The organism is Microbacterium sp. F2 (assembly GCF_052274505.1).
Lineage (GTDB): Bacteria > Actinomycetota > Actinomycetes > Actinomycetales > Microbacteriaceae > Microbacterium.
Genome location: NZ_JBNVBV010000002.1, coordinates 189,667 through 202,495, shown reverse-complemented (window position 1 = coordinate 202,495; position 12,829 = coordinate 189,667). Strand labels below are relative to the sequence as shown.

Here is a 12,829-nt window from a genome sequence, read left to right as displayed (position 1 = left end):
TCGTCAAGAATCCGGGTGGACACGGCGTGCCGGAACGCGTATAGTTGGTGGTTGCGCTCTTGGATTCCCCCTGCCCTCATATGGTGGTCGGCTGTGCCTGCGTGTCCCCGCTCGATGCGGTGCGAGACGCGTGGGTTTTCGGGGAGGACCGAACGCTTCACCTGACGACAAGGATAGTGCCCCGCCCGGGCCCACGGAGGTAATCCCCTTGGCTGCTGCGCGCAACGCAACCACCACCACATCCCCCAAGAACGGCCGCGGAGCTTCCCGCCTCTCGTTCGCCAAGATCTCCGACACGCTGACGGTCCCTGACCTGCTGGCGCTGCAGACCGAGTCCTTCGATTGGCTCGTCGGAAACGACGCATGGAAGGCCCGCCTCGCCGAGGCTGAGGCAGCCGGCCGCAACGACATCTCGGTCAAGAGCGGCCTCGAGGAGATCTTCGAGGAGATCTCGCCGATCGAGGACCTCAGCGAGACGATGCAGCTCTCGTTCACCAACCCCTACCTCGAGCCCGAGAAGTACTCGATCGAAGAGTGCAAGGAGCGCGGCAAGACCTACGCCGCCCCGCTGTACGTCGAGGCCGAGTTCATGAACCACCAGACCGGTGAGATCAAGACCCAGACGGTCTTCATGGGCGACTTCCCGCTGCAGACCGACAAGGGAACGTTCATCATCAACGGCACCGAGCGTGTCGTCGTCTCCCAGCTGGTGCGTTCGCCCGGTGTCTACTTCGACAAGACTCCCGACAAGACCTCCGACAAGGACATCGTCTCGGCGCGTATCATCCCGAGCCGCGGCGCCTGGCTCGAGTTCGAGATCGACAAGCGCGACCAGGTCGGCGTTCGCATCGACCGTAAGCGCAAGCAGTCCGTCACCGTGTTCCTCAAGGCCCTGGGTTTGACCAGCGAGCAGATCCTTGAGGAGTTCGCCGGTTTCGACTCCATCGAAGAGACCCTGTCGAAGGACACGATCCTCACGAAGGAAGACGCCCTTCGCGACATCTACCGCAAGCTCCGTCCGGGCGAGCAGGTCGCCGCTGAGGCTGCCCGTGCGCTGCTGGACAACTTCTACTTCAACGCCAAGCGCTACGACCTCGCCAAGGTCGGTCGCTACAAGATCAACCAGAAGCTCGGCCTCTCGGGTCCTCTTAGCGACTCGGTGCTCACCGTCGACGACATCGTCGCGACGATCAAGTACCTCGTCCGCCTGCACCGCGGTGACGCGACTTTCGAGGGCGTTCGTGGCGGCAAGCCGGCGACCATCCGCCTGGATGTCGACGACATCGACAACTTCGGCAACCGTCGCATCCGCGCCGTGGGCGAGCTCATCCAGAACCAGGTCCGCACGGGTCTGTCGCGCATGGAGCGTGTGGTTCGCGAGCGCATGACCACGCAGGACATCGAGGCGATCACCCCGCAGACCCTGATCAACGTGCGCCCCGTCGTGGCGGCGATCAAGGAGTTCTTCGGAACGTCGCAGCTGTCGCAGTTCATGGACCAGAACAACCCGCTCGCGGGTCTGACCCACAAGCGTCGCCTCTCGGCGCTCGGCCCCGGTGGTCTCTCTCGTGAGCGCGCCGGCGTCGAGGTCCGTGACGTCCACCCGTCGCACTACGGCCGCATGTGCCCGATCGAGACGCCGGAAGGCCCGAACATCGGTCTGATCGGCTCGCTCGCCTCGTTCGCGCGCATCAACGCGTTCGGATTCATCGAGACCCCGTACCGCAAGGTCGTCGCCGGTCGCGTGACCGACCAGATCGATTACCTCACTGCCGCCGAGGAGGACGACTTCATCGTCGCCCAGGCCAACGCGCCGCTGAAGGCCGACGGGCACTTCCAGGAGACCCGCGTCCTCGCCCGCAAGAAGGGCGGCGAGGTCGACCTGTTCCCGGCTGAGGACATCGGCTACATGGATGTCTCGCCGCGCCAGATGGTGTCGGTGGCTACCTCGCTCATCCCGTTCCTCGAGCACGACGACGCGAACCGCGCCCTCATGGGTGCGAACATGCAGCGTCAGGCCGTGCCGCTGCTACGCAGCGACTCGCCCGTCGTCGGAACCGGTATGGAGGGCTTCGCCGCGATCGACGCCGGTGACGTGGTCACCGCCAAGCGCGCCGGTGTCGTCATCGAGGTCTCGGCCGATGTCGTGGCCGTGCAGACCGACGAGGGTGGGATCGACGAGTACTTCCTGCGCAAGTTTGACCGCTCCAACCAGGGCACGTCCTACAACCAGCGCGTCATCGTCTCAGCAGGCGAGCGGATCGAGGCCGGCGAGGTCATCGCCGACGGTCCTGCCACCGAGAACGGTGAGCTGGCACTCGGAAAGAACCTTCTCGTCGCGTTCATGACCTGGGAAGGCCACAACTTCGAGGACGCCATCATCCTGAGCCAGGACCTGGTGAAGGACGACACCCTCTCGTCGATTCACATCGAGGAGTACGAGGTCGACGCCCGCGACACGAAGCTCGGCAAGGAGGAGATCACCCGTGACCTCCCCAACGTCAGCCCCGACCTGCTGAAGGACCTCGACGAGCGCGGCATCATCCGCATCGGCGCCGAAGTTCGCCCCGGCGACATCCTCGTCGGCAAGGTCACGCCCAAGGGCGAGACCGAGCTATCCGCCGAGGAGCGACTGCTCCGTGCGATCTTCAACGAGAAGAGCCGCGAGGTTCGCGACACGTCGCTGAAGGTTCCCCACGGTGAGCAGGGCACGATCATCGCCGTCAAGGAGTTCAACGCCGAGGACGGCGACGACGAGCTCGGCTCGGGCGTCAACCGCCGTGTCGTGGTCTACATCGCCCAGAAGCGCAAGATCACCGAGGGTGACAAGCTCGCCGGTCGTCACGGCAACAAGGGCGTCATCGCGAAGATCCTCCCCGTCGAAGACATGCCCTTCCTCGCTGACGGCACGCCGGTCGACATCATCCTGAACCCGCTCGGTATTCCTGGCCGCATGAACTTCGGCCAGGTGCTGGAGCTTCACCTCGGATGGATCGCCAAGCAGGGCTGGAAGGTCGAGGGCAACCCCGAGTGGGCGGCTCGTCTGCCCGAGATCGCTCGAGAGGCAGCGCCCGGTACGAAGGTCGCGACTCCCGTGTTCGACGGTGCGTACGAGTCCGAGCTGGCGGGCCTGCTCGACTCGACGCTGCCCAACCGTGATGGCGTCCGCCTGATCGACTCGACGGGTAAGACGCAGCTGTTCGACGGGCGTTCGGGTGAGCCGTTCCCGGCTCCGATCTCGGTCGGCTACATGTACATCCTGAAGCTGCACCACCTCGTCGACGACAAGATCCACGCGCGTTCGACCGGTCCGTACTCGATGATCACGCAGCAGCCGCTGGGTGGTAAGGCGCAGTTCGGTGGCCAGCGCTTCGGTGAGATGGAGGTGTGGGCCCTCGAGGCCTACGGCGCCGCGTACGCGCTCCAGGAGCTCCTCACGATCAAGTCCGACGACATCCTCGGCCGCGTCAAGGTGTATGAGGCGATCGTCAAGGGCGAGAACATCCAGGAGCCCGGTATCCCCGAGTCGTTCAAGGTCCTCATGAAGGAAATGCAGTCGCTCTGCCTGAACGTCGAGGTCCTCTCGGCTGATGGCACCGCGGTCAACCTCCGCGACACCGACGACGACGCCTTCCGTGCTGCCGAGGAGCTCGGCATCAACATCTCCAGCCGCTTCGAGTCCTCGTCCATTGACGAGATCTGACCCGGCCAGGCAACACAGAATTCCGATACAGGAGAACTGAGAACTCGTGCTCGAATCAACAACTTTCGATCAGCTGCGCATCGGCCTGGCCACCGCTGACGACATCCGTCGTTGGTCTTTCGGTGAGGTCAAGAAGCCCGAAACCATCAACTACCGCACCCTGAAGCCCGAGAAGGACGGTCTGTTCGGTGAGCAGATCTTCGGCCCCTCGCGCGACTGGGAGTGTGCGTGTGGCAAGTACAAGCGTGTGCGCTTCAAGGGCATCGTGTGTGAGCGCTGTGGCGTGGAGGTCACCAAGTCCTCCGTGCGGCGCGAGCGCATGGGCCACATCGAGCTCGCCGCACCCGTCACGCACATCTGGTACTTCAAGGGTGTTCCCTCGCGCCTGGGCTACCTGCTCGACATGGCACCGAAGGACCTCGAGAAGGTCATCTACTTCGCCGCGTACATGGTGATCTCGGTCGATGAGGATGCTCGTCACCGCGACCTCGCGACGCAGGAGAACAACATCCGTCTCGAGCTGAAGACGCTCGCCGACCGCCGCGACGCGCGGATCGCCGCACGCCTGGCGAAGCTGGAGGAGGAGCTCGCCGCGCTCGAGGCCGAAGGTGCGAAGTCCGACCAGAAGAAGAAGGTCAAGGACGCCGCCGAGAAGGACATGTCGCAGGCCCGCAAGCAGGCCGACGACCAGATCGCCAAGCTCGAGCGCGTGTGGGAAGAGTTCCGCACCCTCGAGGTCGGCTCGCTCAAGGCCGAAGACGAGATCTTCCAGGAGCTGCAGGACCGGTTCGGTCAGTACTTCGAGGCCCACATGGGTGCCGAGTCGATCCAGCGGCGTCTTGCCGCCTTCGACCTGGCAGCTGAGGCTGAGAGCCTGCACCTGCAGATCGCCGAGGGCAAGGGCCAGCGCAAGATCCGTGCGATCAAGCGACTGAAGGTCGTCAACTCGTTCCTCCAGACCGGCATGAGCCCGGCATCCATGGTGCTCGACGTCGTCCCGGTCATTCCGCCGGAGCTTCGCCCCATGGTTCAGCTGGACGGCGGCCGCTTCGCGACCTCCGACCTCAACGACCTGTACCGTCGCGTGATCAACCGCAACAACCGTCTTCGCCGACTGATCGACCTCGGTGCCCCCGAGATCATCGTCAACAACGAGAAGCGGATGCTGCAGGAGGCCGTCGACGCGCTGTTCGACAACGGCCGCCGTGGTCGCCCCGTCACCGGCACCGGCAACCGTGCCCTGAAGTCCCTCAGCGACATGCTGAAGGGTAAGCAGGGTCGGTTCCGTCAGAACCTGCTCGGTAAGCGCGTGGACTACTCGGGCCGTTCGGTCATCGTCGTCGGTCCCCGCCTGCAGCTGCACCAGTGTGGTCTTCCCAAGCAGATGGCTCTCGAGCTGTTCAAGCCGTTCGTGATCAAGCGCCTCATCGACCTCGGTCACTCGCAGAACATCAAGGCAGCAAAGCGTGCCGTCGAGCGCACGCGTCCCGAGGTCTGGGACGTGCTCGAAGAGATCATCCGCGAGCGTCCGGTGCTGCTGAACCGTGCACCCACCCTGCACCGCCTGGGTATCCAGGCGTTCGAGCCGCAGCTCGTCGAGGGCAAGGCCATCCAGCTCCACCCGCTCGTGTGTGCAGCCTTCAACGCTGACTTCGACGGTGACCAGATGGCTGTTCACCTGCCGCTGTCGGTCGAGGCTCAGGCCGAGGCTCGCATCCTGATGCTTGCCTCGAACAACATCCTCAAGCCCTCGGACGGACGCCCCGTGACCCTGCCTTCGCAGGACATGATCATCGGCCTCCACCACCTGACCACGGTCAAGGAGGGTGCGCTCGGTGAGGGCCGCGTGTTCGGCTCGGTCGGCGAGGCGATCCTTGCCAAGGACGAGGGCACCCTCGACCTGCAGGCCAAGGTCCGCATCCGTGTGCCCGGCCTGACGTTCCTCGAGGGCGATGCCCCCGAGGGCTACGAGCGTCACGGGCTGCTTGACGCTTCGCTCGGCCAGGCGATCTTCAACGACGCCCTCCCCAAGGGATACCCGTTCGTGCGTGAGCAGGCCGACAAGGGCAAGCTCAGCCAGATCGTCAACAAGCTCGCCGAGGAATACCCCAAGGTCGAGGTTGCCGCGACGCTGGACCGCATCAAGGATGCCGGTTTCTACTGGGCCACGCGCTCGGGTGTGACAGTTGCCCTGAGCGACATCCTCACGCCGCCGAACAAGGCCGAAATCGTCGCGGGCTACGAGAAGCAGGCCGCGAAGGTCCAGGCACAGTTCGAGAAGGGTCTCACCACCGACGCCGAGCGTCGTCAGGAGCTCATCAAGATCTGGACCGAGGCCACCGACGAGGTCCAGAAGGCGATGCGCGCCCACTTCCCCGAAGACAACACCATCAACCGCATGGTGAGCTCGGGTGCTCGTGGTAACTGGCTGCAGATCCGGAACATCGCCGGTATGCGGGGCCTCGTGAACAACCCGAAGGGTGAGATCATCCCCCGTCCGATCATCTCCTCGTACCGCGAGGGTCTGTCGGTGGCGGAGTACTTCATCGCGACGCACGGTGCCCGTAAGGGTCTGGCCGACACGGCCCTCCGTACCGCAGACTCGGGATACCTCACGCGACGCCTCGTGGATGTCTCGCAGGACGTCATCATCCGTGAAGAGGACTGTGGCACATCGAAGGGTCTCGAGTTCACGATCGCTGCCCCCGGCGCCGACGGCAAGCTCGTCCGCGACCCGAACGTCGAGAACTCGGTGTTTGCGCGGACTCTCGCCGCTGACGTCATCGGCGAGAACGGCGACGTTGTGGCTGAGGCCGGCGAGGACGTGGGCGACGTGCTCATCGACAAGCTGGTTGCTGCCGGTGTCACCTCGATCAAGGTGCGCTCGGTCCTGACCTGTGACTCGGCCGTCGGCGTCTGCGCGACCTGCTACGGCCGCTCGCTTGCCACCGGCAAGATCGTCGACATCGGTGAGGCAGTCGGTATCATCGCCGCCCAGTCGATCGGTGAGCCCGGAACCCAGCTGACGATGCGTACCTTCCACACCGGTGGCTCGGCCTCGGCGGAAGACATCACGCAGGGTCTGCCCCGTGTGCAGGAGCTCTTCGAGGCCCGTACCCCCAAGGGTGCGTCGCCGATCGCCGAGTTCGATGGTCGCATCACGATCGACGAGACCGACAAGTCCAAGAAGATCATCCTCACGCCCGACAACGGCGACGAGGCTGTCGTGTACCCAGTCCTCAAGCGCGCGACGCTGCTTGTCGAAGACGGTCAGCACGTCACTGTCGGTCAGCCCCTGCAGGTCGGCACGCTCGACCCCAAGGAGGTCATGCGTGTCCAGGGTGCTCGCGAGGTGCAGAAGTACCTCGTGAACGGCGTCCAGGGTGTCTATCGCTCGCAGGGTGTTCCGATCCACGACAAGCACATCGAGGTCATCGTCCGTCAGATGCTGCGCAAGGTCACGGTCGTCGACCACGGCGACACGAACCTGTTGCCCGGTGAGCTGGTCGACTTCCGTCGCTACCAGGACATCAACCGCCAGACGGTCGCTGAGGGCAAGCGCCCGGCATCCGGCCGCCCGGAGCTGATGGGTATCACCAAGGCGTCGCTCGCGACCGAGTCGTGGCTGTCGGCCGCTTCCTTCCAGGAGACGACCCGCGTGCTCACGCAGGCTGCGATGGAGGGCAAGAGCGACCCGCTGGTCGGCCTCAAGGAGAACGTCATCATCGGAAAGCTCATCCCCGCCGGAACCGGACTTGCGAAGTATCGCAACGTCGCGGTCGAGGCGACGGAAGAGGCCAAGAGCGAGCGGTACCCCAACCGCATCTTCGCCTCGGACGGCGCGTACAGCGACGCCGACCTGAGCTTCGTCGACTTCGACAGCTTCTCGACCGACGACTTCACGGGCAACTACAACTGACCCACGTCGTAGCACGCAGGGCCTCGGGATATCCCGGGGCCCTGCGTCGTTCCCGGCATCCCCCCCGCCGACTTGCCCTCTTTCGCGCCCGGTTGTCCTTCGCGTCCGGCTCCGCCGCGTTCCCTGCGCGGGGACATGCCCTCGCCGGCTGCGCCGGCTCCCGCCAGACCCGGTGCCAGCCCCGCGCAGGGCACGCCGCTGCGCCTCTGGCCTCTGCGCCGAGTGGTCCTTCTTGGCGTCGAGTTGTCCTTCGCGTCCGGCTGCGCCTGTGCTCCTGCTTGGGCTCGAAAAGTTGACGCATATCGTCGCGTTCGGCGCGGGATGCCGACGCTTTGCGCCAACTTTTCCTGGCTCTGCGAGCGTCCCGACCAGCTTCTCGGTCGTCGGCGTCGTACGGTTGCTGGCGGAGGTCACCATGGCTCGCGTTCCCGGTCGCGACAACCGCATCGCCATTCCCGCAATCGTGCTGTCTCTGGCCATTGTCGGGGCGCTCGTCTGGTTCGCCGTACCCGCCATGCCGCTGGTCATGGCGTGGGCGGGAGGAACCGCGGGAAACGCAGCGACGATGCTCGCCGCAACCCCGACACTGCACGCCGTCGTCGCGGACGGATTGGACGTCGCCGAAGCTGATTGCCGCGAGCTGTACCCGACCGACCTCTGGAACGAACTCACCTGGACGTCGGATGCGATTCTGAGCCAGTCCGCGGCGGGACCCACGACAGCGATGGCCGACCTCATCTCGGCGCTGGCGCCGACGGCAACGCGTACCTGCACCTGGACCGACAGTTCCGGGCAGGCGGTGGTCACAACGTTCGCGACAGTGTCAGCGGATGCCGCCGGGATCGCGGAGGCTTCCCTACGTGGGCAGGGGTTCTCCTGCGCGACGGCAGACGGCACACTGGAGTGCTCCTCGACGACGGATGCCGGCAACGAACACCAGTCGGTGCGGGGAGCGCTGTGGGTCGCGACGGTGTCGCGTGCGTGGTACCCGGACGACTACGACCAACGCATCGCCATCCACCTCTGGCAGTGATGCCCGCGAGCTCGGATGCCTCGGGGGCGTCGCCGAGAATCGATATCGGCGTCCGCACGGCCTCGTTCCGCGGATCTGAACCCGGGTCGGGGTAGTCTGCGAGCCGAGGATCTACCTCGGGAGGAGTTTCGCATGAGTGACGACAAGCCCACGCCCGGCGAGCCCGTGGAGCAACCGGTCGGCGAGCCCGTCGCCGAGGAGCCATCCGTCGACGATGTCGTCGGCAGTGCTCGCGAGAGCCTTGCTGATGCCGAAGCCGCCGGATCGTCGTCATCCGAAGCTGAGGCTCCCGCGGCCGAGCCGGTTGTCGTCGAGCCGGTTGTCGTCGAGCCAGTGGCGGAGCCTGCGAATGTCGAGTCGGCCGCCGAGACTGTCGTGGTTGAATCCGCGCCCACCGAGGCTGCCGCACCCACTGACGCGTACGAGGCCACTGTTATCGCCCCGGTCGTGACGGCGAGCGAGCCGACCGCAGGTGCCTTCGGCCCGCAGCCGATCTTTGTTCAGGCCCCCGAAGCTCCGCGTCCTCGAGGCAACCGCGCAGCCGCGGGTGCAATCGGCCTGCTTGCGGCGCTCTCGTTCGGCGTTCTGTACCTTGCAGTCGGGGTCGGTCTCGGCCTCATCGACGGTTCCGTTACCGTCAGCAGCATCGGCACGGCGCTGCTGGCCGCGCTGTCGACCTGGGCGCTGTGGGTACCGGTCGTCGTGTTCTTCGTCGCCTTCTGGCTCCTCGGCGCAATCATCAACCGCGGCCGCTGGGCGGCATGGGTGATCTTCGGCCTCATCGTCGGCGTTGCAGCCTACGGCGGTCACCTCCTTGGGCAGCTCTTCCAGGCGCCGTTCTGGAACCTCACGGCCAAGGAGGGCGCCGAGCTTGTCGAAGGGCAGTTGCTTGCGCCGCTGGCAATCGCGGCATTCATCATCGGCCGCGAGCTCACGATTTGGTTCGGCTCGTGGGTTGCCGCCCGTGGCAAGCGCATGACTGAGCTCAACGTCGAAGCGCGCCGCGAGTATGAGCGCACCCTCGAGGCGGGCCCGCAGCTGCACCAGTACTGACGCGCGGCGAGGGTCATGAGCCGCTCAGGTCGGGCCGCAGCGACGGCGGTGGGAGCCGTGGTCTTCGCGGCAGTGCTCATCGCAGCCTTCGGTGTTGTCAGCCTGCTCGTGAACGAGGACGTCATCGTCACGCCGGGCCTGGGTCAGGTGCCGGGCATCATTGGGGTGGCAGCGTCGCTCGGGGCGGTGGCGGTGACGCTCTGGGCTCGGATACCGGCGCGGGGCGTATGGGGAACTCTGGGATGGGTCGCGCTAGCTGCCTTTCTTGGCTACCTTGCGGGGCTGGGCGTGGCATCCGTGTTCGCAACGGCGGATGGCGTCCTTGCTCTGTCGGCCGTCGGACGAGCTGCAACCACGTGGCGGGGGCTCGTCGTCATCGCCGCGGCGATCCTGGGAGCGGCGATGGCTCTGGCGATCGCGCGTGGTGCCGGCGAGAACGCGCGGTGGCCGTGGGAACGGGATGACGATGAGTAAGCGACCCGACACGCGCGTTCTCTAGCGGAGCCTCGGCGCACGAGGACTCCGGCGCTACCGTAGAGGGGTGGAGCGCTCGCTCGAAACGGAAGTGAGCCAGGCCGTTGATGCCTGGCTACGCTGGCTTCCGCGCTGGGAACCCGCGACCCACCGCGGTCGGGTTGCCCCGTGTCGGCGGTGCTTCGGGTCGCCGATCCTCTCGGCCGCGGGTCTCGGCTCCGATGTGCCCCACGGTGTGCAGCACGGCCTCTCGACCCGCATTAAGACGATCGTCGACCATGCGGTTGCCGATTACACGGCACAAAATCTTCCAATGCTGCAGGCGGAACTCGACCAGCAGGCCGCCCGTAACCGCGCCCGGAGCTATCGCCCGGCCGAAGGTCTCGAGCCCGAGTTCGAGGGTCTGCCGCTGGATCCCGACCCCGTACCCGGTGCTCCGTTCCTGTTCACGATCTCGGGCCTTGCCGATGAGGCTGACGCCGATGTGCCGGCCCTCCCACCCCTGAGCGCTGAGGCCAAGGCAGCGTTGCGTCAGGAGGTCGGCCTCGCCGACGACTACGCCAACATGATCGGACGGGATGTCTGCACGATCCTGCTCCACCATCGACTGCGCATCCAGCAGGGGGTGAGTCAGTACGTCGAACCGCAGATCACGGCGATGCTCGACGACCTCGCCCGGTCGCTGGACGCGCCCTTCGATCCGCGTGATGCCATCGGGGAGTGATGGCCCCGCGGAGACCAGGGGCGTCGTTGCGCCGGGCTGCGCCCTAGGGTGGATGCCATGACCGACGGAACCGCGGTGAATCAGGCGCTGATTCTGTTGATCCCTGTCTCGGTGACGGCGATCGCGCTCTATGTCTGGTGCGGCCTCGCCCTCGGCGCTGTCTTCGCGAAGTCGGGTGAGCCGCGCTGGAAGGCGTGGGTGCCGTTCGTGAACATCGCCGCGCTCCTCGCTCTGGGAGGGATTTCCGGGTGGTGGGTTCTGCTCCTGCTGATCCCAGGCTTCGGCGCTGTTGTCGTCTGGATCCTCGTGATCGTCGCCGCGCATCGCATTGGACTCTCGTTCGGGTACGGCGGGGGCATGACGGTGCTGGCTGCGCTGCTGTTTCCGGTGTGGGCGACGGTCCTCGGCTTCGGCTCGGCGCGCTGGATTGGGCGAGAAGGACGCCGCCGCCGCGGCACGGGAACGGATGTCGGGGCCTTCGGGGGGCCCGACACAACCGGGACAGCAGCGCCCCCGCCGCCACCGGCACCTCCCGCCGTCTCACCGTTCGCCCCACCGCCCCTCCAGCCATCCCCACCTGCAGGCGACGTCGGCGCGTCATCCCGTGCGGCGGAGTCTCGCCCCGACGACGGGTGGGACATGCGTGGGGCGTCCACCGGGCTTGAGGAGAGTGCAGCGGTTCAGGCTCCGCTCAGCGAGACCGGCCCCGCGCCAGAGCTCGACCACGCGGAACTCGCGGCCGTCACCGACGAGCCGCCCGCGGCATCCGAACCTTTTGCTCCGCCGACCCGGGCAACGCGGCCGCCGGAGACCGGGGCAACCGGTCTGGCGCCGTCGGGGGAGCCGATCGATGACGCGACGGATGCCGTGCCCGGCGCGCCGGCGCCAGTGTCAGCAGCCAGCGGTCGGTCGTCGTACGAGGACGCTCCCTTGTTTCCGCCTGTCGGGGACGGCGAGCACTGGGCGACGGGGCCGGATGCCGAGCCTTTCCCCGAGGCCTCGGGCGCGGTCTCGGCGATCGTCGGCTCCCCGGTGGCGGGAGCACCACGAATGGCACGGTCGGCGGTCTCGGCATCCGCTGATGATGAGGGCGACTTCGACGCGACGCTGTTGGCCCACCGCAATCGCCCGCGGTGGTCGCTCGTAACGGCAGCGGGCGACGAGTTCGAGTTGCGCGCGCAGGTCGTCATCCTCGGGCGGCGCCCGTCACCAGACCCTGCGCATTCGGGCGCGCAGCTCGTGGCCCTCGATGACGTCACGGTTTCCAAGACCCATGCTCGTCTGGAATTGCGTGGCGACCAGTGGCATGTGGTCGATCTCGGCTCGACCAACGGCGTCGTCGTGATCTCGGTCACGGGAAGCGAGATCGAACTTGCGCCCGGCGGCGAGGCTCCGGCGGGCGAGAGATTGCTGCTCGGTGACCTCGAGTTGCGGCTGGTCCGCGCGTCGCGTTGACAGCGGGACCAGCACGGGTCCACGTTTGACCGCCCCCCGAAAACCCGCGTATCATTGACCGGGTGTGCGCCTGCACGCCACTTGTGCTGCGCCTCGGCGTGTCGCAAGGCAAGCAGGGTTCGCACATCAGGGAACGGCCTGCGAACAGGCCACCCCCACGGCATATCCACCACACGACTCGCGACAGACTTCTGGCGCGCCGGTGGATCTGTGGTGAAACCACGAGCTGTCACCGTGCAGCACAATCAAGGAGAGAACGTGCCAACCATTCAGCAGTTGGTTCGCAAGGGACGGTCGCCGAAGGTCAGCAAGACCAAGGCTCCCGCACTGAAGTCGAATCCGCAGCAGGCCGGGGTCTGCACCCGCGTCTACACCACCACCCCCAAGAAGCCGAACTCGGCGATGCGCAAGGTCGCTCGTGTGAAGCTGCGCAACGGCACCGAGGTCACCGCCTACATTCCCGGCGAG

Annotated in this window: 7 protein-coding genes and 1 pseudogene; all 8 read left to right on the top strand. The window is 66.2% G+C overall.

What is annotated here, in order from left to right:
• Positions 1-208 precede the first annotated feature (208 nt).
• Complete coding sequence (gene rpoB / locus ACQVDU_RS06055; RefSeq protein WP_443476535.1) at positions 209-3,703, top strand: DNA-directed RNA polymerase subunit beta; 3,495 nt, start codon at positions 209-211, stop codon at positions 3,701-3,703.
• 46 nt (positions 3,704-3,749) lie between these two features.
• Positions 3,750-7,622, top strand: a complete 3,873-nt coding sequence (gene rpoC / locus ACQVDU_RS06050; protein WP_443476534.1) for a DNA-directed RNA polymerase subunit beta' — start codon at positions 3,750-3,752, stop codon at positions 7,620-7,622.
• 292 nt (positions 7,623-7,914) lie between these two features.
• Positions 7,915-8,655 carry a hypothetical protein gene (locus ACQVDU_RS06045; protein ID WP_443476533.1) on the top strand — a complete coding sequence of 247 codons (741 nt, stop codon included), beginning with the start codon at positions 7,915-7,917 and terminating at the stop codon, positions 8,653-8,655.
• Positions 8,656-8,787: 132 nt separating this feature from the next.
• The gene (locus tag ACQVDU_RS06040) at positions 8,788-9,708 is read left to right on the top strand and encodes an ABC transporter (protein ID WP_443476532.1); all 921 of its coding nucleotides are present in this window, start codon (positions 8,788-8,790) and stop codon (positions 9,706-9,708) included.
• Between the two features lie 15 nt (positions 9,709-9,723).
• Positions 9,724-10,182: a hypothetical protein gene (locus ACQVDU_RS06035; protein ID WP_443476531.1), complete on the top strand. Its 459-nt coding sequence runs from the start codon at positions 9,724-9,726 to the stop codon at positions 10,180-10,182.
• Between the two features lie 67 nt (positions 10,183-10,249).
• Positions 10,250-10,906, top strand: coding sequence for a spermidine/putrescine ABC transporter substrate-binding protein (locus ACQVDU_RS06030; protein ID WP_443476530.1), 657 nt, complete (start codon positions 10,250-10,252; stop codon positions 10,904-10,906).
• A gap of 57 nt (positions 10,907-10,963) precedes the next feature.
• Positions 10,964-12,361 (top strand): DUF5684 domain-containing protein, encoded by a 1,398-nt coding sequence (locus tag ACQVDU_RS06025; protein WP_443476529.1) that lies wholly within the window; start codon positions 10,964-10,966, stop codon positions 12,359-12,361.
• Between the two features lie 258 nt (positions 12,362-12,619).
• Positions 12,620-12,829: pseudogene (locus ACQVDU_RS06020) on the top strand (30S ribosomal protein S12); the annotation flags it as partial.

Bases quoted from the DNA above. Each gene is read 5' to 3' on its own strand.
- ACQVDU_RS06025 (WP_443476529.1), top strand. From the start codon at position 10,964: ATGACCGACGGAACCGCGGTGAATCAGGCGCTGATTCTGTTGATCCCT.
- ACQVDU_RS06040 (WP_443476532.1), top strand. From the start codon at position 8,788: ATGAGTGACGACAAGCCCACGCCCGGCGAGCCCGTGGAGCAACCGGTC.
- ACQVDU_RS06035 (WP_443476531.1), top strand. From the start codon at position 9,724: ATGAGCCGCTCAGGTCGGGCCGCAGCGACGGCGGTGGGAGCCGTGGTC.